Annotated in this window: 18 protein-coding genes and 1 tRNA gene; 16 read left to right on the forward strand and 3 right to left on the reverse strand. The window is 71.9% G+C overall.

Annotation, left to right across the window (positions count from 1 at the left end; genetic code table 11):
* Positions 1-20: 20 nt before the first annotated feature.
* From ABZ822_RS16375 to ABZ822_RS16430, 12 genes are all read left to right on the forward strand, one after another.
* Positions 21-455: an NADH-quinone oxidoreductase subunit A gene (locus ABZ822_RS16375; RefSeq protein WP_360853413.1), complete on the forward strand. Its 435-nt coding sequence runs from the start codon at positions 21-23 to the stop codon at positions 453-455.
* A complete protein-coding gene (locus ABZ822_RS16380) occupies positions 446-1,153 on the forward strand; it encodes an NADH-quinone oxidoreductase subunit B family protein (protein WP_360853415.1) in 708 nt (235 codons plus the stop codon). Before ABZ822_RS16375 ends, ABZ822_RS16380 begins: the two co-directional genes overlap by 10 nt.
* A gap of 155 nt (positions 1,154-1,308) precedes the next feature.
* Positions 1,309-2,703, forward strand: a complete 1,395-nt coding sequence (locus ABZ822_RS16385) for an NADH-quinone oxidoreductase subunit C (protein WP_360854183.1) — start codon at positions 1,309-1,311, stop codon at positions 2,701-2,703.
* On the forward strand, positions 2,700-3,668 hold the full coding sequence (locus tag ABZ822_RS16390) for a complex I subunit 1 family protein (protein WP_360853418.1): 969 nt from the start codon (positions 2,700-2,702) through the stop codon (positions 3,666-3,668). Before ABZ822_RS16385 ends, ABZ822_RS16390 begins: the two co-directional genes overlap by 4 nt.
* 107 nt (positions 3,669-3,775) lie before the next feature.
* Positions 3,776-4,357 carry a 4Fe-4S binding protein gene (locus ABZ822_RS16395; RefSeq protein WP_360854186.1) on the forward strand — a complete coding sequence of 194 codons (582 nt, stop codon included), beginning with the start codon at positions 3,776-3,778 and terminating at the stop codon, positions 4,355-4,357.
* Positions 4,354-5,091: an NADH-quinone oxidoreductase subunit J gene (locus ABZ822_RS16400; RefSeq protein ID WP_360853421.1), complete on the forward strand. Its 738-nt coding sequence runs from the start codon at positions 4,354-4,356 to the stop codon at positions 5,089-5,091. The genes ABZ822_RS16395 and ABZ822_RS16400 overlap by 4 nt, the downstream gene beginning before the upstream one ends.
* A gap of 1 nt (position 5,092) precedes the next feature.
* Positions 5,093-5,482 (forward strand): NADH-quinone oxidoreductase subunit NuoK, encoded by a 390-nt coding sequence (gene nuoK, locus ABZ822_RS16405; protein ID WP_360853424.1) that lies wholly within the window; start codon positions 5,093-5,095, stop codon positions 5,480-5,482.
* Entirely contained in the window at positions 5,479-7,473 is a 1,995-nt protein-coding gene (locus ABZ822_RS16410; protein ID WP_360853427.1) for an NADH-quinone oxidoreductase subunit L, read from the forward strand. The genes nuoK and ABZ822_RS16410 overlap by 4 nt, the downstream gene beginning before the upstream one ends.
* A 3-nt stretch (positions 7,474-7,476) precedes the next feature.
* The gene (locus ABZ822_RS16415; protein WP_360853429.1) at positions 7,477-9,183 is read left to right on the forward strand and encodes an NADH-quinone oxidoreductase subunit M; all 1,707 of its coding nucleotides are present in this window, start codon (positions 7,477-7,479) and stop codon (positions 9,181-9,183) included.
* Positions 9,183-10,730, forward strand: coding sequence for an NADH-quinone oxidoreductase subunit N (locus ABZ822_RS16420; RefSeq protein WP_360853432.1), 1,548 nt, complete (start codon positions 9,183-9,185; stop codon positions 10,728-10,730). Before ABZ822_RS16415 ends, ABZ822_RS16420 begins: the two co-directional genes overlap by 1 nt.
* 176 nt (positions 10,731-10,906) lie before the next feature.
* Positions 10,907-11,770, forward strand: a complete 864-nt coding sequence (gene htpX, locus ABZ822_RS16425) for a zinc metalloprotease HtpX (protein ID WP_360853434.1) — start codon at positions 10,907-10,909, stop codon at positions 11,768-11,770.
* A 133-nt stretch (positions 11,771-11,903) separates the two neighbouring features.
* A complete protein-coding gene (locus ABZ822_RS16430; protein WP_360853437.1) occupies positions 11,904-12,311 on the forward strand; it encodes a YccF domain-containing protein in 408 nt (135 codons plus the stop codon).
* Positions 12,312-12,496: 185 nt separating this feature from the next.
* On the opposite strand, the gene ABZ822_RS16435 is transcribed toward ABZ822_RS16430, so the two are convergent.
* Positions 12,497-12,985, reverse strand: coding sequence for a YajQ family cyclic di-GMP-binding protein (locus ABZ822_RS16435; RefSeq protein WP_360853440.1), 489 nt, complete (start codon positions 12,983-12,985; stop codon positions 12,497-12,499).
* Between the two features lie 193 nt (positions 12,986-13,178).
* Between ABZ822_RS16435 and ABZ822_RS16440 the strand changes: the two genes are divergently transcribed.
* From ABZ822_RS16440 to ABZ822_RS16455, 4 genes are all read left to right on the forward strand, one after another.
* A tRNA-Tyr gene (locus tag ABZ822_RS16440) sits at positions 13,179-13,261 on the forward strand.
* A 1,420-nt stretch (positions 13,262-14,681) separates the two neighbouring features.
* Positions 14,682-17,354: a LuxR family transcriptional regulator gene (locus tag ABZ822_RS16445; RefSeq protein ID WP_360854189.1), complete on the forward strand. Its 2,673-nt coding sequence runs from the start codon at positions 14,682-14,684 to the stop codon at positions 17,352-17,354.
* Between the two features lie 550 nt (positions 17,355-17,904).
* On the forward strand, positions 17,905-19,419 hold the full coding sequence (locus ABZ822_RS16450; RefSeq protein ID WP_360853443.1) for a metallophosphoesterase: 1,515 nt from the start codon (positions 17,905-17,907) through the stop codon (positions 19,417-19,419).
* 197 nt (positions 19,420-19,616) lie between these two features.
* A complete protein-coding gene (locus ABZ822_RS16455) occupies positions 19,617-20,051 on the forward strand; it encodes an RNA-binding S4 domain-containing protein (protein WP_360853446.1) in 435 nt (144 codons plus the stop codon).
* 91 nt (positions 20,052-20,142) lie between these two features.
* Here the strand turns inward: ABZ822_RS16455 and ABZ822_RS16460 are convergent, their stop codons facing one another.
* Both ABZ822_RS16460 and ABZ822_RS16465 read right to left on the reverse strand, forming a co-directional pair.
* A complete protein-coding gene (locus ABZ822_RS16460) occupies positions 20,143-20,442 on the reverse strand; it encodes a hypothetical protein (RefSeq protein WP_360853449.1) in 300 nt (99 codons plus the stop codon).
* Positions 20,443-20,601: 159 nt separating this feature from the next.
* Positions 20,602-21,510 (reverse strand): NADP-dependent oxidoreductase, encoded by a 909-nt coding sequence (locus ABZ822_RS16465; protein ID WP_360853451.1) that lies wholly within the window; start codon positions 21,508-21,510, stop codon positions 20,602-20,604.
* Positions 21,511-21,635 lie beyond the last annotated feature (125 nt).

The raw sequence follows: 21,635 nt of genomic DNA on the forward strand, positions 1-21,635 counted from the left end.
CGTCCGTAGATCGTCGAACAATGCAGAACCCACCGGCAGTCAGGGAGCGAGGGGCGGACGTGACGGACGTGGCGACCGGCTATGCCGCGGACTACTACGAGAGCTACTCGGTGGTCGGCCTGCTCGCCCTCGTCGGCGTGCTGTTCGTGGCCGTGGCCTTCGGGGCCGGGCGGCTGCTGCGGCCCGCCGTGCCCACGCCGGAGAAGCTGCTGACCTACGAGTGCGGCGTCGACCCCGTCGGCGAGGGCTGGGCGCACACACAGGTCCGCTACTACGTGTACGCGTTCCTCTATGTGATCTTCGCGGTGGACTCGATCTTCCTGTTCCCGTGGGCCACGGTCTTCGCCGCCCCCGGCTACGGCGGGACGACGCTGGTGGAGATGTTCGTCTTCCTCGGCTTCCTCGCCGTCGGTCTGCTCTACGCCTGGAAGAAGGGCGTCCTCGCATGGACGTGACACCCGCCCCCGAGCTGCTTCCGGAGCCGCGCAGGCTCGGTGTGCTCTCCCGCCTCGCCCCGGAGCCGATGAAGGTGGTCCTGAACTGGGGCCGCCGCTACAGCCTGTGGGTCTTCAATTTCGGGCTGGCGTGCTGCGCGATCGAGTTCATCGCCGCGTCGATGGCGCGGCACGACTTCATCCGGCTCGGCGTGATCCCGTTCGCACCCGGCCCGCGCCAGGCGGACCTCATGATCGTCTCCGGCACGGTCACGGACAAGATGGCCCCGGCCGTCAAGCGGCTGTACGAGCAGATGCCCGAGCCGAAGTACGTGATCTCCTTCGGCGCCTGCTCGAACTGCGGCGGCCCGTACTGGGACTCGTACGCCGTGACCAAGGGCGTCGACCAGATCATCCCCGTCGACGTCTACGTCCCCGGCTGCCCGCCGCGGCCGGAAGCCTTGCTGCAGGGCATCCTCAAGCTGCAGGAGAAGATCGCGCGCGAGTCGCTGGGCGAGCGGTACGGGAACGGCGCCGCCGGGCGCACCCCGACGGCCGCGCTGCGCAGCGGGCTGGTGCAGCCGCCGGGGCCGCCCGCGGGCTCGGGCGGCTCCACGGATTCGGACGGCTCCACGGATTCGCGGGGCTCCACGGCTTCGGCGCCGGAGGCACCGGAGGCACCGGAGGCACCGGACGCACCGGAGGGAGACGCCCGGTGAGCGAGCCCACGGACGAGCCCACGGAGCCGAGAGGTCCGGAGAGCGAACCCACGCGTGCGGCCGAGGCATCCGCGGCGGACGGTGCCGGTGCCGGTGCCAGTGCCGGGCCCGGCGCGGACGAGGCCGTCGCGGAGACGCCCGCCGCGGCGGCGGCGGTGGGCTGGCTGCCGCACCCCGCCACGGAGCTGTTCGGCGAGGAGGCCACGGCCGAGGAGGCGTACGACCTGCTGACGGTCGATGTCCCGCCTTCCGCCTGGCTGTCCGCGCTGGAGACCGCGCGGGACACCCTCGGCTGCACCTACTTCGACTGGCTGAGCGCGGTCGACGAACCCGGCGTCGGCTTCCGCGTCTCGGCGCACGTCGTCGCACTCCGGACCGCGGGCGTTGAGGCCGGTGCTGCCGAGGCCGGTTCCGCGGCGCCCCGGCGGCTGCTCGTCCGGACGACCGTGCCGCACGAGGCACCCGCACTGCCCACCGCGATCGGGGTCTACGCGGGCGCGGCCTGGCACGAGCGCGAGACGCACGAGATGTTCGGCGTGGACTTCACCGGACACCCGCATCTCGTACCGCTGTTGCTGCCGGACACCTTCGAAGGACACCCGCTGCGCAAGGACTTCGTCCTGGCGGCGCGGGTGGCGAAGGCATGGCCGGGAGCCAAGGAGCCGGGGGAGTCCGAGCACGGCGGGCCCAAGCGGCGGCAGATGCTGCCGCCGGGTGTGCCCGACCCGAACGAATGGGGGCCCCTCAAGGGCCAGTTGCCGCCCGCGCCCGCGCGTCCCGCCCGGGGCGCCCGTGCCGCGGGCGGCGAGCGTCCGCCGCGCCGTACGCGGACCGCCGGCGCAGGGTCGGCCAGCCAGGCGGCGGGCGAGGGCGGCGGAGCGCCCGAGGCGGCCCCGATGGCAGAGCGGCCCGCACGTCGTACGCGCAGTGCGGGCGAGGGCTCGGCCAGTCAGTCGGGTCAGCAGGCCGTGAAGCCTCAGCCGGCGGAGTCGGCCGCGCCGACGGGCGAGCCCGCCGGCAAGGAGCCGGACACGGCAGGTACGGACGGCACGCCCCGTGCTGCGGAGGAGCGCGGAGGCGCACCCGAGCAGGCCGCGGAGGCGACGGACGCCGAGAAGCCCACGGCGCGTGAGTCCTCTGCAGCCGATGAGAAGCCCGGCGCCGAGAAGCCCGGCGCTGACACAGCGGCCGCCGAGACGGCCGGCGAGGAGAAGCCTGGCGCTGACACAGCGGCCGCCGACAAGCCCGGCGCCGACAAGCCCGCCGCCGAGAAGCCCGGCGCCGCGCGGCGTTCGTCGGACGCCCCCTGGCACCACGCCCGCCCGGCGTTCGACGACACCGACGACACCGGAGACGCGGTCAACACCGGCGGCACCACCGCACCGGACACCGCGAAGCCGGGTGCCCAGGACGGCTCGGCGGACGAAGGATCCGCCGAACCCGCCCGCGGGGACGGCGCCCCGGCCGCCGCCGAGGAGAAACCCCCGGCCCGCGAGAACGACACCCGCACCCCACCCCCGACCGACGACGACGGAGGCGAAACCGCATGAGCGACGTCATCGACGTCACCTGGCGGCTCCTCGCCGTCTTCGTCGCCTTCCTCCTCCTGCCGCTGATCGTGGGGCAGACCGAGCACAAGGTCATGGCGCACATGCAGGGCCGCCTCGGCCCGATGTACGCGGGCGGGTTCCACGGCTGGGCCCAACTCGTCGCGGACGGTGTGAAGTTCGCGCAGAAGGAGGACGTCGTACCGGCCGGCGCGGACCGGCGGATCTTCCAGCTCGCTCCGGCCGTCGCGCTCCTGCCGTACCTCCTCGTCATCGTCGCCATCCCGATCGGGCCGGGGGAGGGCGCCGTCGGGCAGGTCGTCGACGCGGGCATCTTCTTCGTGCTCGCCGTGATGGGCGTCGGCGTGCTCGGCTCGCTGATGGCGGGCTGGGCGTCGGCGAACAAGTTCTCCCTCCTCGGCGGTCTGCGCACCGCCGCGCAGCTCCTCGCGTACGAGCTGCCGATGCTGCTCACCGCCGGCTCCGTCGCGATGGCTGCCGGGACCGTCTCCCTGGTCGGCATCCTCGACGGCTTCCAGTGGTGGTGGATCCCGTGGCAGATCGTCGGCGGGCTGGTCTTCTTCACGGCGGGCCTGGCCGAGCTGCAGCGGCCCCCGTTCGACATGCCGGTCGCCGACTCCGAGATCATCTTCGGCGCGTACACCGAGTACACCGGTCTGCGCTTCGCGCTCTTCCTGCTCGCCGAGTACGCGGGCATCATCGTCCTCTGCGGTCTGACGACCGTCCTCTTCCTGGGCGGCTGGCACGGCCCGTTGGGGGCCGACGGGCTCGGCTGGCTCTGGACCCTGCTCAAGACCGCGATCCTCGCCTTCGGCGTGATCTGGCTGCGGGTGAGCTATCCGCGGCTGCGCGAGGACCAGTTGCAGAAGCTCGCCTGGACCGTCCTCATCCCGCTCTCGCTCGCGCAGATCGCGCTCACCGGCATCGTCAAGGTGGTGATCTCCTGATGTCCCGTCCGTCGCCCGACCACCCCACCTCGACGGCGTCCTCCGGGCGGCCGCGCTCCTTCCCCGGCAGCGGGCTCGCCAAGGGCCTGGCCGTCACCCTGCGGACGATGACGCGGAAGTCGCACACCGCGCAGTACCCGGACGTGCAGCCGCATCTGCCGCCGCGCAGCCGCGGCGTGATCGCGCTCTTCGAGGAGAACTGCACGGTCTGCATGCTCTGCGCGCGCGAGTGCCCGGACTGGTGCATCTACATCGACTCCCACAAGGAGACGGTGCCGGCCGCCACCCCCGGCGGGCGCGAGCGCAGCCGCAACGTGCTGGACCGCTTCGCCATCGACTTCGCGCTGTGCATGTACTGCGGTATCTGCATCGAGGTGTGCCCCTTCGACGCGCTGTTCTGGTCGCCGGAGTTCGAGTACGCGGAGGAGGACATCCGCGATCTGACCCATGAGCGCGACCGGCTCCGCGACTGGATGTGGACCGTGCCCGCCCCGCCCGCGCTCGATGCGGCCGCGGAGGAACCGAAGGAACTGGGCGCGGCCCGCAAGGCCGCCGATAAGCTCGCGGCCGCGGAACAGGCCGCCCGAGAGCAGGCCGAAGCCGACGCCGCACCGGACCGGTCCACGGACCCGGCGACGGAGAACGGGCAGCAGCCGGACGACCGGCAGCAGCAGGAGGGGGAGTCGTGACGCTCGCAGCCGCAGGCCATGGCTTCCTGTCGCCCACCGGCGTGGAGATCGCGTTCCTCCTCGTCGGTGTCGTCACCCTGGGGGCGGCCGTCATCACCGTGACGACGCGTCAGCTCGTGCACGCCGCGCTCTGGCTGGTCGTCGCGCTCGGCGGGCTCGCCGTCGAATACCTGCTGCTCACCGCCGAGTTCATCGCATGGGTGCAGGTTCTGATCTACGTGGGTTCCGTCGTCGTCCTCCTCCTCTTCGGGCTGATGCTCACCAGGGCGCCCATCGGCCGGTCCCCGGACGCCGACTCGGGCAACCGCTGGGTCGCCCTCGTCGTGGCGGTCGGCGCCGCCGGCGCTCTCGTCTGGGTGGTCGTGGACGCCTTCCGGGCGACCTGGATCGACCTCGACGGACCCGCGCAGGGTTCGACCAAGGTCTCCGGAGAGATCCTCTTCCGGCACTGGGTGCTGCCGTTCGAGGCGCTGTCCGTCCTGTTGCTCGCCGCGCTCGTCGGCGCGATCGTCCTCTCCCGCCGGAACGGCGCGGGCGGCGCCACCACCGACGCCTCGTCCCCGGCCGGCGCCGGCTCGTCCCCGACCGCAGCCGGCACCGGCCCGCAGTCGTCCGCTGGCACCGGCTCGCAGTCGTCAGCCGGAAGCAGCCCGCAGGCGTCCACCGGCAGCAACCCGCAGGCGTCCGCCGGAAGTCGCCCCCCGGCCGCCGCCAACGGTAAGGAGCAGCGCTGAGATGCACCTCGCCTATCCCGCCGTCCTCGCCGTCCTCCTCTTCTGCACCGGTCTCTACGGTGTGCTCGCCCGGCGCAACGCGATCCTGGTCCTGATGTCCGTCGAGCTGATGCTCAACGCGGTCAACCTCAACCTCGTCGCCTTCGACGTCTGGCTCCGCGACACCCTCCACGCAGGCCAGGCGCTCACCCTCTTCACCATCACCATCGCCGCCGCCGAGATCGGCATCGGCCTGGCGATCGTGCTGCTCGTGTACCGCAACCGCGGCAGCTCCGACGTCGACCGGCTCCGCGACCTCGCCGAGCGGCCCGACGGCCCGGACGTCGACGGCCGTCCGGACGAGCAGCAGGCCCAGCAGACCCCGGCCCAGCAGGCGGAGGCCGCCGCGTGACGACCACGACCCTCGCCGTCCTCGTCCCGCTGCTGCCCTTCCTCGGGGCGGCGGCGGGCCTGATGACCGGCCGCCGCGCGCCCGGCTTCGTCCGGCCGCTGGCCATCCTGCCGACCCTGACCGCCGCCGTGCTCGCGGTGGTCGTCGCCGTACGACAGGGCGGCGGCGACACGATCGAGGCGGCGACGCAGCTCACGCCCACCGGCTCGGTCCCCATCGATCTCGCGCTCTCCATCGACGGGTTCGCGGCACTGGTGGCCGTACTCGTCGGCGTCGTCGCCACGTGCGTGCAGCTCTACTCGACCGGCTATCTGCGCAACGACCCGCGCTACGCCTCGTACGCCGCGTTCGTCTCCCTCTTCACCTCCGCGATGCTGCTCGTCGTCTACTCCGGCGACCTGATGGTGCTGCTGGTCGGCTGGGAGATCATGGGCATCTGCTCGTACTTCCTCGTCGGGCACTACTGGGAGACCGAGGCCGCCCGGTCCGCCTCCATCAAGGCGTTCCTGGTCACCAAGCTCGGTGATGTCCCCTTCCTCTTCGGCCTGTTCGCACTCGCCGCCGACGCCGGAACCTTCCGGATCAACGGCATCCTCACCGCCGTCGTCTCCGGTGACGGTCTCGACCACCCCACCCTCATCGCGCTGCTGTTGCTCGCCGGTGTCGCGGGCAAGTCCGCGCAGTTCCCCCTGCACACCTGGCTGCCCGACGCGATGGCGGGCCCCACCCCCGTCTCCGCGCTGATCCACGCGGCGACCATGGTCGCCGCGGGCGTGTACTTCATCGCCCGGCTGCTGCCCGTCTTCGCCGCCTCCGCGGCCGCACTGGTCGTGATGGCCGTGATGGCCGCCGTCACCATGGTCGGCTCCGCCCTCGCCGCGCTCGCCCAGGACGACATCAAGCGCGTCCTGGCCTATTCGACGATCGGCCAGCTCGGCTACATGACCGGTGCCCTAGCGGTCGGCGACCGCGGCGCCGCCGTCTTCCACCTCCTCTCCCACGGCGCCTTCAAGGCGCTCCTCTTCCTCGGCGCGGGCGTCGTGATCGCCGCCGCCGGCACCAACTCCCTTGCCGCGATGAGCCGGATGGACGGGCTGGCCCGCCGCATCCCGGACGCGTACTGGACGATGACCGTCGCACTCCTCGCCCTCGCCGCGATCCCGCCCTTCGCGGGCTTCTTCTCCAAGGAGGCCGTCCTGGGCGCCGCCGAGCACGCGGCGACCGGCCACGCCGACGGGATCCCCGGCCCCGCGGGCTGGATCGTCCTCGTCTCCGGACTGCTCACCGCCCTCCTCACCGCGGGCTACGCCGCCCGCCTCTGGCTCCTCGCCTTCCACGGCAAGGGCGCGCCCGCCCCCGACCTCGGCCGGCAGCCCGTCGTCATGAACGCCATGCTGTGGGTGCTCTTCCTCCCCACCGCCGCCTTCGGCATCACCGTCGGCTTCCTCCCCGGCTGGTTCGACGACCGGTCGCTCGACCCGACGCTCACCACCTCGGTGCTCGGCACCGGCCTCGGACTCGTCGGCGCCCTCGTCACCTACGCGGCCTGGCGCCACACCACTTCCCTCGCCCGCCGGATCCCGGTCGGCGCGGTCGCGGCGCACCCGCACACCGAGCCCGCCCTCACCGAGATCGAGGCCATCGACACCCACGAGGCCGTCTACGGCGACATCGCCTCCGCCGACGACCCGGCCGACCCCGGACGCCTCCTGCTCGGCCCGCTCCACCGGCCCGCGGCCCACGGCTTCCACCTCGACGCGGTCTACGCCGCGCTGTTCGTACGCCCCGTGAACGGCGCCGCCCGGCTCGTCCGCTTCCTCGACCGCGAGGTCGTCGACACCTATGTGCGCGGCGCGGGCGGTTCCGCCCGCCTGCTCGGCGCGGTCGTCCGCCGCGCCCAGACCGGCAACGTGCAGACCTATCTCAGCGCCCTGCTCGCCGGCTCCGTCGTCCTGGCTATCGCCGCCGTCCTCGTCGCCGCCGGAGCGTGAGCCATGAGTGGCCTGATCAATGAGACCGCTGTGCAGTACCTTCTCGCGGCCGTCGTCGTCCTCCCCCTGATCGGCGCGGCCGCCGCGCTGCTCCCCGCGCCGCCCGGGCTCCGGGGCAGGAACCCCCAACAGGCCGTGCTGCGCCACGGCGTGACCGTCACCGGCGTCGTCCTCGCCCTCTCCATCGCCCTGGCGATCGGCTTCGACCACGACCACCCGTCGAAGATCCAGGCCACGACGGACATCAGCTGGATCCCCGCCCTCGACGTGCGGATCCACCTTGGCATCGACGGCATCTCGCTCCCCCTTCTCGTGCTGACCGCGCTGCTGACCTTCCTCTGCGCGCTCTACAGCTACTTCCGCCCGCCGTTCGCCCGGACCGCGTCCGACGACGGGGCACCCCGCGCCGGCGGCGGCTCGGCCAAGGCGTTCGTCGCGCTGCTCCTCCTCCTCGAGGCAGGCACGCTCGCCACCTTCGCCGTGCTCGATCTGCTGCTGTTCTTCCTGGCGTTCGAGATGGTGCTCATCCCGATGTACTTCCTCATCGCCCGCTGGGGCGGTGAGCGCCGCGAGGCCTCCGCCTGGAAGTTCATCCTCTTCACGTTGCTCGGTTCGGTCGTCATGCTGCTCGGCCTCCTCCTCGTCGGGCTTCAGGGCGGCACGTTCGACATGGTGGCACTCGCCACTGACAACGGGTCATCGCTCAGTCACACCACGCAACTTCTCGCCGTCCTCGCGATCGGCATCGGCCTCGCCGTGAAGACCCCGATGTGGCCGCTGCACAGCTGGCTCCCGGACGCCCACACCGCCGCACCCACCGTCGGCTCCGTCCTCCTCGCCGGCGTCCTGCTGAAGATGGGCACCTACGGCTTCGTGCGGATCGTGCTCCCCGTCGCCCCCGACGGCATGCGCACCTTCGCCCCGTACCTCGCCGCCTTCGCCGCTGTCGGAATCGTCTACGGATCGCTGGCCTGCCTCGCGCTCGCCCGTTCCGGTGCGAAGGGCGACCTCAAGCGCCTCATCGCGTACTCCTCCGTCGGCCACATGGGCTTCGTGCTCCTGGGCATCGCCACCCTGACCCCGACCGGGCTCAACGGCGCCCTCTTCGCCAACATCGCCCACGGCCTCATCACCGGCCTCCTCTTCTTCCTCGTCGGCGCGGTCAAGGAGCGCTACGGCTCCACCGACCTCGACCGCCTCGCCGGGGCCACCGGAGCCGCGCTCTACGGGAAGGCCCCGCGGCTCGGCGCGCTGCTCGCGTTCGCCGCCGTCGCATCGCTCGGACTGCCCGGACTGGCCGGATTCTGGGGCGAGATGCTGGCGATGTTCGCCGCGTTCAGCCCGGCCGAGGGGCTCAGCCGCCCCGCGTTCCTCACCTTCATGGTGATGGCGGGTCTCGGCACCCTGCTCACCGCCGCGTACCTGCTGGTGGTCGTACGCCGCGTGTGCATGGGCGAGCGCCTGGAGCCCGAGCCCCATCCGGCCGTGGAGGGCGAACCGCAGCCGCAGGCGGCCGACGAGGGGCATCAGCCCTCCACCGACCCCAGGGCCAGGCCCGGATCCGCCCCCGGCCTCGCCGACGTCCGCGGCCATGAGTTCGCCGCCTGGACCCCGTTGGTGGCCCTCACCGTTCTCGCCGGGCTCTGGCCCGCGGCCCTCATCGGCCTCACCGCCCCGGCCGTGCAGCAGCTCCTCGCAGGAGGCAAGTGATGACTGTGGCCGCAGGAAGCCTGGTCCAGTCCGTCGACTGGCTCGCCGTCGCCCCGCCCACGATCGCCGCGGTCGCCGGGCTCGTCGCCCTCGTCGCCGACCTTTTCGTCCCCGAGCGGCGCAAGCCCGTCCTCGGCTGGATCGCGATCGCCGGCCTCGCCCTGGCCACGCTCTCCCTCCTGCCGCTCCTCGACGGCGACCGCAGCACCTTCTGCCTGACCTCCGGTGCCGACGCCTGCAGTTACACCGCCGACCACTTCACGCTGGCGATCCAGCTCCTGGTGCTCGCGGGCGCGCTGGTGTCGGCCCTGCTGTCGGTCCACACGGTGCGCGAGTCCCAACTCCCGGCAGGGGAGTACTGGTTCCTGCTGCTGGCCTCGGCCGCCGGTGCGGCCCTGCTGCCCGCGTCGCGCGACCTCGCCACCCTCGTCGTCGCGCTCGAAGTGGCCTCGCTCCCCGCCTTCGCACTGGTCGGCCTGCGCCGCGGCGACCGGCTCTCCTCGGAGGCCGCGCTCAAGTTCTTCCTCTCCTCGGTCGCCGCGACGGCCGTCACCCTGCTCGGCGTCAGCTTCGTCTACGCCGCCACCGGCAGCCTGCACCTCACCGAGGTCGCCTCCCGCCTGAACGACGTCCCGGGCCGCTTCGACACCCTGGTCACGGCCGGCGTGGCCATCACGCTCGTCGGCTTCGCCTTCAAGACCGCCGCCGTACCCTTCCACTTCTGGGTGCCGGACACCTACGTCGGGGCGCCGCTGCCCGTCGCCGCGTACCTCTCCGTCATCGGCAAGGCCGTCGGCTTCACCGGGATCATCCTGGTCACGGTCGTCGCGTTTCCGTCGTACGCGCACGTGTGGGGCCCGGTCGTCGCCGTGCTCGCCGCGCTCACCATGACCGCGGGCAATGTCGCGGCCCTCCGCCAGCGCCCCGACCGCGCCCACAGCGCCGTACGTCTGCTGGCCTGGTCGTCGGTCTCCCAGGCCGGGTATCTGCTGGTGCCCGTCGCGGCCGCGGGCTACGCAGACGACCCCGCCCGTGCGATCGGCTCCACCGTCGCGTACGCCCTGATGTACGGCGCCGTGAACCTCGGCGCCTTCGGCGTCGCCGCACTCGTCAGCCGTACGAGCCCCGCGGGCCGCATCGACGACTACCGCGGCCTGTACGCCTCCCACCCGCTCGCCGCCCTCGCGATGGGCTTCTTCCTGCTCAACCTGGCCGGCCTGCCACCGGGCGTCATCGGCCTCTTCGCCAAGGTGACCGTCTTCTCGGTCGCCGTGGACGCCGGACTGGCCTGGCTGGCCGTGGTCATGGCCGTCAACGTCGTCATCGCGCTCTACTACTACCTGCAGTGGACGGCCGTCCTCTTCCGCGCACCCGAGGGCGCGCCCGCCGCCGCCGCCGCAGCCGCAGCCGCAGCCGCTCCCGCTCCCGTGAAGGCCCGGGTCCCGGCGCCGCTGACCGCCGCCATCGCCGTCGCCGCGCTCCTGGGCATCGCCCTCTCCGGCGCGCCCCAGCTCGTCCTCCGGTTCGCCTCGGCGACGCTGCTCTGAGGCGCGCCGGACGCCGCCTGCGCACCTCTCGCGTCACCCGTACGCCCCCTGCCCTGCCCGGCCGGACCAGGGAACCAGGGGAACCCGCCTCGCGTTGACCAGTGCAGAAGGGTCCACTGGAGAGTGGAAGAGACCGAGTAAGAGGGGTCCCCGCCACAGCACTGGGAGGGCGTACCGTGCACCGCCGGCACAACGGACTGAGGACTGCCCTGCTTCTGGGCGGCCTGTCGGCACTCATCATCGTCATCGGCAGCTTCTTCGGCCGGATGGGCCTGATCGTCGCCGTCGTCGTGGCGCTGGGCATGAACGCGTACGCCTACTGGAACAGCGACAAGCTCGCCCTGCGCGCCATGCGGGCCCGGCCGGTAAGCGAGTTCGAGGCACCGGCCCTCTACCGCATGGTCCGCGAACTCTCGACCGCCGCCCGGCAGCCCATGCCGCGGCTCTACATCTCGCCCACCCAGGCGCCGAATGCGTTCGCCACGGGCCGCAATCCGCGCAACGCCGCGGTCTGCTGCACCGACGGCATCCTGCAGATCCTCACCGAGCGCGAACTGCGCGGCGTCATCGGCCATGAGCTGAGCCATGTCTACAACCGCGACATCCTCATCTCCTCGGTCGCGGGTGCGCTTGCGTCCGTGGTGATGTTCCTGGTCAACTTCGCCTGGCTGATCCCCATAGGCCGGTCCGACGACGACGAGGGCCCCGGCATCCTCGGCTTCCTGCTGATCCTGATTCTCGGCCCGCTCGCGGCCTCCCTGATCCAGCTCGCCGTCAGCCGCTCCCGGGAGTACGAGGCAGACGCCTCGGGCGCCCAGCTCACCGGCGACCCGCTGGCCCTGGCCTCCGCCCTGCGCAAGCTCGAAGCGGGCACGAAGCAGCTTCCGCTGCCGCCCGAGCCGCGCCTGGAGACCACGAGCCACCTGATGATCGCCAACCCGTTCCGCGCCGGAACGGGCATGTCCAAGCTCTTCTCCACGCATCCGCCGATGAAGGAGCGCATCGCCCGGCTCGAGCAGATGGCGGGCTACCGCAGCTGAGGCACCGCCGCGACCCGACGCCCGCGGCAGGCGCGACGCCGGTTCCCGCGGGCGCCAGCGGCCCGGAACGACGCCGCGAGAGCGCCCGGCGGCCCGGAGCGCGGCCGGTCCGTCACCGTGGGACGCTGGAGGCATGACGCCGATCAATCTGATATTGAACGTTCTCTGGTTGATCTTCTGCGGCATATGGATGGCCATCGCCTACGCCGTAGCAGCCCTCGTCTGCTTCATCCTCATCATCACCATCCCGTTCGGCATCGCCGCCCTCCGCATCGCGGGGTACGTGCTGTGGCCGTTCGGCAGAGCGGCCGTGGAACGGGGGGACGCGGGGGCGCCCTCGTTCGTCGGCAATGTGATCTGGTTGATCTTCGCGGGCTGGTGGCTCGCCCTCGGCCACCTGGTCACGAGCATCCCGCTGTTCCTGTCGATCATCGGGATCCCGTTCGGCTGGGCGAACCTCAAGCTGATCCCCATCTCGCTGATGCCGCTGGGGCGCGAGATCGTCCCCACGGACCAGGGGGAGTTCGCCAGGACCTGGTGACGTCCGCGGAGGACGCGAAGGCGCGGAGGCAGGGAGGACGCGAACGGCCGGGAACGACGACGGCGGTACGACGCCGCCGCCGTACCGCCGTGTACCACCGTGCGCTCGCCGCCGGGCTCGCGGCGTCCCGCGAGCCCCGCGACAACAGGCCGCCGACCGCTACGCGCCGCGCGGCAGGCCCGCCGTCACCTGTAGTTGACGAACTGCACCGCGAAGTCGAGGTCCTTGCCCTTCAGCAGCGCGATCACGGACTGCAGGTCGTCCCGGCTCTTCGAGCTCACCCGCAGCTCGTCGCCCTGCACCTGCGCCTTGACGCCCTTCGGGCCCTCGTCGCGGATGATCTTGGCGACCTTCTTCGCGTTGTCCTGAGTGATCCCCTCCTGCAGCGAGGCGAAGATCTTGTACTCCTTGCCCGAGGCCTGCGGCTCGCCCGTGTCGAGGGCCTTCAGCGAGATGCCGCGCTTGACCAGCTTGGACTGGAAGACGTCGAGGATCGCCTTGACCCGCTCCTCGGAGTTGGCCCGCATCTCGATCTTCTCGCCGGACCACTCGATGGATGCCCCGACGTTCTTGAAGTCGTACCGCTGGGAGATCTCGCGGCTCGCCTGGTTGAGGGCGTTGTCGACCTCCTGCCGCTCGACCTTCGAGACGATGTCGAAACTGGAGTCGGCCATGGTGAGTTGGCTCCTCGTACGTAGATCCGTCATGTGTACGGAACCGTCCCCGGCCCGCACCGTCAGCCTAGTCACCCGGGACCGCGTTCCAGCGGCGATCAACCGGGTGGCGAAGCACCCCCTGCCATCGGGTATGGTTTACGACGTTGCCAGGGAGCACCGCGCGAAAAGCGCACGTCCCGGCCACATTCCCGGCGGGTTGCCCGAGCGGCCAAAGGGAGCAGACTGTAAATCTGTCGGCTTACGCCTACGCAGGTTCGAACCCTGCACCCGCCACACGCGAAGAAGGGCCCTTGGCCTGCGGAGACGCAGGCCAAGGGCCCTTTGTGTTGCTTCGCTGAGCGGCCCGTACTGTCTTGCCCTGTCTCGTTCGTTCTCGCCCTTTACCAGTAGTTCTGGACGGGCCGTGGACGAGATCCATCCGCGACCCGCCGTTGTCATGTCGAGTGACGGGGCGCCACACGGAACGCTGGACCTCGCCGCAGGCCGACAGGCCGCTCTCCCCTTGTTCGCAACGACAGCGTCTCGAAGGCTCCATCGCCTGGTGTGGGCACGGCGCCGGGGGTCGCAGGCGGCTTGACCGGCCCGACGAGCCTGAGAGGTCCCGGACCGTCTGCAGCGCCCCTGGCCGCGAGCATCAGGGCAGCACAACAAACGGGCCCCGCCCACTCGAACTCGAGCACTGGGCGGGGCTTGCCCCACTCTCAAGCAGTTGAGTCGGCACCGCCCCGGCCTGTCAGGCAGAGCCTTCCGTCGCATGCGGGGTTCCAAGTGCCTTGCTTTTGCTGGGCAGGCGTGAGGGAACGCAGGTAAGGGGGCCTGGTAGTGCGAAGCTTCCTGGTCGGCGCTTCATGTCGAGGTTTGAGAGGCAGTCCTTGACACGCTCGCGTGGCCTATCCAGGCCCCCCATTTCGGTAACTCAGCGCACTTTCTTGCATACGGAAAGTATCGAACCGCGAAGCGGGGTCGATTCCGAGTAGAGGAGTTCCTTGTGCGCCCCACCTACGCCCGGCTTTATGCCTGTACCACCACGAGCGGTTACCAGACCCACTCGTTCGACGTCCGCTGACCTCGCGTCAAAGCCGGGAAGTTGCCGCCCAATTGTCATCTTCCTGTCCGTGATGACCTCGGCGACGAAGTCCAGTCGCAGGAGTCCGGGAACGACGTGAGAAGCAGGAAGGGGCCGGCCCTCGGCGGGGGGCGGCCCTATGCGCGCGTGGGATCAGTGACGTTCGACCACAGGGCGATAGCGGCGAGCGCTCCCGTAGCCGCGGCCTCCACGGCCGTACGTGTAGCGCTCTGGCTGATGTCCGACCTTCCACTCGTGCAGTTGGGGTGCCAGGCGTCGGCTGATCAGGGAACGGAGCCGCGACGTGCTGGACTTGTCCTCGGAATCGAGCAGCTTCGCTGCTTGAACAGGGTTGGGCACGCGCTGGGGACCGCTCTCCTCTTCGACCGGTTCAGGGAGTGTCCAGCGGACGTGGGGGAGTGCATCTCGGTGAGGAGCCTGCGTCGACCGCGTACACCAGGGCGTTGTTGAGGAGGGCTCGCTTGCGGCGGATCGTCGACGCTGCGGCCGTCGATCCGTCCGATCCGGCGTCCCGAAGAGCCGACATAATCGGGCAAACGTACTGTGGTGGTAGGCGGACCGATGGGGGCATCGACGGACAGTGCCGCCCGGGAGGTTGGCGTGACCATGCACGAGCCGCCGTCGCGCTGGCCGCTGGCCGCGCGGGACCGGGAGCTCGAGGGCTTCTCGGCGGCGTGGGCGCGCCGGCGGAGCGAGGGGCTGGTGATCTTCGGGTCGGCCGGAGTGGGCAAGTCGCGGCTGGCCGAGGAGTGCCTCGCCCGGGCCGTCCGCAATGGCTACCGGGGCGGCAGGGCGACCGCGTCCGCCGCGGCCGCCGTGGTGCCGCTGGGGGCGATCGCCCACCTGATCCCGAGGGGAGTGGATCTCTCCGACCCGGTGGAGGGGTTCCGCGCGGTCGCCCGCGCACTCGCCGGGCCGGACCGTCAGCGGTGGGCACTGCTCGTCGACGACCTGCACCTGCTGGACGCCACCTCCGCGGTCCTGCTGCGGCAACTGCTGGACGCCCGCGTGGTGCGTCTGATCGGCACCGTACGCACCGAGCGGCCCGGTGAACCGGTCGGCGGTGAGGCCGTGCAGGTGCTGACGGGCGCGGAGGCGATGCACCGGATCGACCTGGCGGCATTCGACCAGCATCAGATGGCAGGGGTGCTGGAGGCGGCCCTTGGCGGGCCCGTGGACCGGCGCACCCTGTACGGGTTGCATCACGCATCCGGCGGGAACGTGCTCTACCTCCGCGAGCTCGTCCTCGGCGCGCTGGCCGACCACACACTGACCACCGACGGGGAGGTGTGGTCGATGGCCGAGGGGGCGCTGAAGGGCACGCCCCGGCTGACGGAGCTCATCAGCACCCGGCTGGCCGCCGCCGGGCCCGCCGGACGCCCCGTACTGGAACTGCTCGCGCTGTGCGAGCCGCTGTCCGTGGCCGATGTGGAGCTCAAGGCACCGCCGGAGGTGCTGATCGGTCTGGAGGAGGCCGGACTGATACGAAGCGTGCACGACGGTAGGCGCACCGGCGTGACTTTGGTGCACCCGCTGTACGCGGAGGTGCTGCGGTCGACCATCCCCACCTTGCGCCGCCGGGAGGTGCTGCTGCGGCGCGCCGCGCGTATCGAGTCGTTCGGCGTCCGCCGGCGTGGCGACGCGCTGCGCGTCGCCTCTTGGCGGCTGGCCGCCACCGGTACCGCGGACCCCGGCCTGCTCTTCCGGGCGGCCGCCTTCGCCCGCCTCGCCCACGACGACCGTCAGGTGGTCGCCCTTCTCCAGGCGATCCCCGAGGACGCGCGGCCCTTCGTCGGCCGCCTGATCATCGGGGAGTCCCAACTGATACTCGGCAGATGGGACGACGCCGAGGCGACCTTCGCCGAGGCGTACGCGCGCGCCGCCGACGAAGGTGAGCGGCTGAGCGTCACCCTGGGCCGTACCTCGAATCTGGTCTGGAGCAACGCCGATGTCTCCGAGGCACTGGCGGCCAACGACACCGCGGCGGCCGAAGCCTCCACGCCCGCCGCCCGGCACATGCTGCGGATCAACGAGGGGTTCGTCCGGATCGGGGCGGGGCAGCCGCGGGAGGGACTGGCCCTGTTGGAAGAGATGGAGGAAGACTTCACCAAGGCGCCCGACGTCAACGCATGGCTTCGCGGTGCGCTGATGAAACCCGTCGGGCTCGCGCTGGTCGGCCGTACCGGCGAGGCGGTGAAGCTGGCCGAACGGGCCTACGTGGCACACCTCGAGGCGGACGAGCACGCGGTGGTGGCGCATCCGGCGGTGGAGAAGATCGCCCTGGCGTTCGCCCTCGGCGAGGCCGGCCGGCTGGCCGATGCGAGTGCCACCGGCGAGCAGGCGAACGCCGAACTCGGCGACGCCAACCCGGTCGTCCAGGTGTGGATGGCCCTGGTGATCGGTCGTGTCGAGTGGATGGCGGGGCATGTGGCCGCCGCCCGCCGCTGGCACGCCGAAGCCGCCGCACTCGCCCGCAGCCTCGGGTTCATCAAGACACTGCGTCTGGCGCTGAGCCATATCGCCGCCTGCGCGGCCGTCGTGGGTGACGCGGACGCCGCGGAGGCGGCACTGGCCGAACGTCACGACTCCCCGCCGGTCACCCCGGCCGTCTTCTCCACGGGGGAGGAACTCCTCGGCGAGGCATGGCTGCTGGCCTCCCGCGGACACCTGGCGACCGCACGCGCCGCTCTCATGGAAGGGGCCGCGGCAGCGAGGACCACAGGACACCTCGCGTGCGAGGCCCTGCTGCTCACCGACGCCGCACGCATGGGAGGCGCCGCGGACGTCGTCGGCCGGCTGTCCGAGCTGGCCGGGGTCAGCGACAGCTCTCTGGTCCGTGCCCGCGAGCACCTGGCGGCCGCGCTGGCCGCCGACGACCCGGACGAGCTCGAGGCGGTCGCGGGCGAGTGCGCGCGGCTCGGCGCGGATCTGCTGGAGGCCGAGGCCGCGACGGCGGCCGCCGCGGCCTGGGCGAGGAAGTCCCGCAGCCGGGCTGCCGCGGCTGCCACTCAGCGGGCGGCGGCCGCCGCCGCGCGCTGCCAGGGCGCCCGTACGCCCCTGCTGACCGCCGCCGCCGCAGTTCCGCTCACCGATCGGGAACGCGAGGTCGCCCTTCTCGCCGCGGCCGGCCGGACCAGCAAGGACATCGCGACAGACCTGAGCCTTTCGGTGCGGACCGTGAACAACCACATCCAGAGCGCGTACCGCAAGCTCGGCGTCTCCACTCGGCAGCAACTGGCGGCCGTCCTCGGCGCCCGGGCGGACTCCCAGCCCCGGTGAGGCGGCGTGGACCGTCCCGTGCGCCGGCGTTGATTCCGCCTGACCCGGCTGTCCACCCGCATTCCGCTGCACCACAGCGGCGCGGCACGCGGACGCCCCCGCCGCGGCTGCGCTCAGGTTCGAACTGCACCCGCCAGACCGAGGAAGGCCCCTTCGGCCGGCGAACGGCAGTCGGCTGGAAGGGTTTTCGTGTGGTGCCGGCGTACCCAGCACGCCTCGGGTGGTGCCGTTGGTGTTGATCACTGGCACCTTCCGGGCCGCCGCGCTCCGCGGCCGTCGGTGCACGCCCCCCCCCCGGACCGGACGGGCGGGGCCGTGCGGTTCGCCATGGCCCTGCCGCTCTCGGGCACGCCGGCCCGCGACGTCTCCCGCGGGCTCCGAGGACACCCTCGCGGCCCCCTCGTAACCCCTCCGCGGACCGCCGGTCGCACCTGTAGGCCGTTCGGCTTCGACGCGGTGTACGCGTCGGCGCCGTCGGTGACCAATCCAGGATGTGACCTCGGTGATGCGATGTGCGGTGGCCGGGGCGCTCGAGCGGAGGAGTGTGAGCATGAGGCTTCGGATCGCCGCCCTCGCCGTGGTCAGCTTGCTGGCCACGGCGTTCACGGCGGGCGCGGCTCCCGCACAGGCCGGACCCGACGGCGCCGGGCCCCCGCCGTCGCGGCCGACCGCCCCGCCCGGGCAGACCCCTCCGCCCGGCGCGGCGCCCAGCGAGGCCTGGGCATGGACCCAGCTGACGAGCAACGGCACCGAGATCCGCTACGTGTCCACCGACACCAGCCAGACATGTCCCTGGGTGCGTTACACCGACCCGGCCGGGGTCCGGAGCGGTCACCCGATGCTCCGGGTGAGCACGCCGCTCGGCCAGGATTTCCCCACCACCGTCTGCGAGTTGGGGCCGGTACCACTCGGCTCGTCCGACGCGGTGATCGACCGTACGACGGTCCGGGCGGCCGTGCTGCACCCCGCGAACGGTCGGCTCCCCCTGCCGACATGGACCTCGGCGACCCGCCCCGGCAGGATCGCCGTCATCGGCGACAGCGGCTGCGACGTCCCCGTCACGGGGGTGGTGCAGAACTGCGCGGACCACCAGAACGGCTGGCCGTTCCAGCGGATCGCCGACAGCGCCGCCACCGTGACACGGCCGGATCTCGTCGTCCACACCGGTGACTACCTCTACCGGGAGGACCCCGGCAGGGAGAACGACCCGGCCGCGAATCCCGGCTGCACGACTCTGGCCGACCACGGCAGTTGGGCCTGCGTCGTCGCCGACTTCTTCCGGCCCGCCGAAAGGCTCCTGGGCACCTCACCGGTCGTCCTGGCCCGGGGCAACCACGAGGACTGCAACAACATCCAGCAGGGTGGCGCGGGCGGCGCCTGGTTCCGGTACCTCGCCGACCAGCTGCGCTCCAACAACTCGTGCAGCCGCTACAGCCCGCCCGCGGCCATCCGCGCCGGTACCCTCAACCTCATCAACCTGGACTCCTCGTACGCCGATCCGGCCGACAACGGGAGCACGGCTCAACGGGACATCTACGCCGCCCAGTTCGAGACCGTGAACCAGGATGCCCAACAGCACCCCGCGCACGACTACTTCGTGGTCACGCACAAGCCGGTGTGGATGGTGAAGGCCGCAGGGTTCCCGGTCGGCAACGTGGAATGGGTGACGCCCGTCCTCGACGAGGCCGTCGCCCGCACGACCCTGGGGCGGCTCCGGGACAACGTCCGCATGGTGCTGTCGGGCCACATCCACCTCTACCAGATGCTCGCCTTCAACACGGCCCGCCCGCCCCAGCTCACCGTGGGATCGTCGGGCGCCACCCTGGTCAACGGGCCCGATGACAGAAACGTCGAGCGGCAGTCGATCGGCACGCCCCCGCAGCGCATCGACGTGTCGAGAACCCAGACGCTCACCCCGGGAGGCATGGGCGTCTTCGGGTACGGAGATCTCCGCTCCACCCCCACGGCCTGGCGCCTGGCCTTCCGGCAGCCGAACGGCCAGGTCCGCGGCCAGACCTGCACCTTGAGCACGAGCCTGGCCAACAAGACCTTCGCCTGCATCTGAGGCGGTCGGCCGGCTCGCTCCAGCCCGGTCCGGATCCGGGTGCGAGATGCGGCCCCCGGCGTGCGGAAACGCAACGCCGGGGGCCGTTCGCGCTGTGGTCGCCGCCAGGCGCGTACGGGAGGCGCCGGCCAAGGGGAGCCGCTGTACGTGTGCCGTCCCGCTCCTGTCCGGCCGCCGCCCCGCCTAGAGTCGTGTTCATGGCTTCCGACGAGGGGACCGTACGGGTCGACAGCTGGATCTGGTCCGTACGCCTGACCAAGACCCGTTCCATGGCTGCGACGGCCTGCCGGGGCGGGCACGTCCGTGTCAACGGTGAGCGCGTGAAGCCGTCCCACGCGGTGCGCGCCGGGGACGAGGTGCGGCTGCGCCTCGCCGGACGGGAGCGGATCGTCGTGGTCGCGCGACTCGTACGGAAGCGGGTGGGCGCGCCCGTGGCCGTGCAGTGCTACGTCGACAACAGCCCGCCGCCGCCCGAGCGCCTCGGACCGGCCGAGGTCGCTCGGCGCGACCGCGGTGCGGGCCGGCCGACCAAGCGCGACCGGCGTGAGCTCGAACGGCTCCGCGGTCTCGGCGGCGCGGCGCCCGGCGGCGGCGCGGCGCCCGGTGGCGGTGAGCGCCGCCCCGACGCCTGACGCGCCGGTGCGGGGTGCGTCCGCAACTCCCAGCGTATTCCTGCCAGTTCGGGCTGCGCCCTTCCCCGTACACCTCCCGGGTCCGCTGCCGTCAGCCGTTCGTATCCTCCGCCGCTGTTCCGTCCCCTGCGCCGTTCACATGCTTGAGCGCCGCGCGCGCCGTGACGCGTGTCGGGCCTTCGAGGGAGTCCCAGAAGGCGTGGGTGCTCACGAACACCGCGAGTGCCAGGTCGCGGTCCAGCAGTGCGCCGACCTTCGAGCGGTCCTCGTCCCGCCAGCCGTCCGTGTACCGCGGCAGGCGCCCGTAGAGCGCGCTCAGCTCGTGCCGCACCTGATGCAGCTCCTGCTGCGCCTCCAGGAGGTCCTCGGGGAAGTCATAGGTGTCCGCCACGGTCCTAATAGTACGTGAGTTCGAATCCGTTCGGGTGGCGCACACGCCCGGCACCCGCGGATCGGCGGGACGGATTCCGCGGCGCCGGGCGCGCGCCTCGCGTGAACCGGGCCCGGCTCCCCGCGCCCGCCTGCAGGCTCGCGCGAGGCGGCGGCCCGGTCAGGGCAGCAGGACGACCTTGCCGTGGCTGCGGCGCGCCTCGAGGTCGGCGTGAGCCCGGGCGGCGTCCGCGAGCGGGTAGGCCCGCCCCACCGGGACGTCGAGCCCGCCGCCGGCCAGCAGGTCGGCCAGGTGCGGCAGGGCCTCCGGGGAGCGGTCGGCCGGGTCCATGCCGGTGAACCGCACGCCGTGTTCGGCGAAGGACGGATCGGCGATCGTGATGACGCGGCCCGCGTCGCCCGCCAGCGCGACGGAGTCGGCCAGTACGCCCGCACCCGAGGCGTCGAACACGGCATGCACACCGTCCGGTGCGGCGGCCTCGACCCGTTCCACCCAGCCCTCGCCGTAGAGCACGGCGGTGGCGCCGAGGCCGTTGACGCGTTCCACGTCCTGCTCGGCGGCGGTGCCGACCACGGCGATGCCGCGGGCGGCGGCCAGTTGGACCGCGATGGAGCCCACACTGCCGCCCGCACCGTGGATGAGCAGGGTCCGCCCCGGCTGCACGCCGAGGTGCCGGAGCGCCCGGTAGGCGGCCTCGCCGACGGTGACCATCGCGGCCGCTGTCTCGAACGGCACGATCGCGGGCTTGGTGAAGGGCCGGTCCAGCAGGGCGTACGCGCTGTAGCCGCCCACCGAGGCGACGCCGAAGACCTCGTCGCCGACCGAGGCGGAGGCGCCCTCGCCGGTGCGGTCGACGACGCCGGCGACGTCCCAGCCGGGAACCATCGGGAAGGTGACGGGGAAGACGCCCTGCATCAGGCCCGCCCGTATACGGAGGTCGATCGGGTTGACGGCGGCCGCCCGCACGCGGATGCGGACCTGGCCCGGGCCCGGCTCGGGGGTGGCGACCTGCGACAGGGTCAGGACATCGGGCCCGCCGTACTCGGAGAAGGTGATCGCGGTGGACATCGGGCACTCCCTGGGGAGAGGGGTCGGCACACACGGAAGCAATGAATCATCCGGTGTGTGTGATTACTGCTTCCAGGTGTATCACACGCGACGTATGAAACAAGACTGTGATGTAAATCACTCGT

This window comes from Streptomyces sp. NPDC047108, assembly GCF_040643575.1.
In the GTDB taxonomy this organism is placed as follows: Bacteria; Actinomycetota; Actinomycetes; order Streptomycetales; family Streptomycetaceae; genus Streptomyces.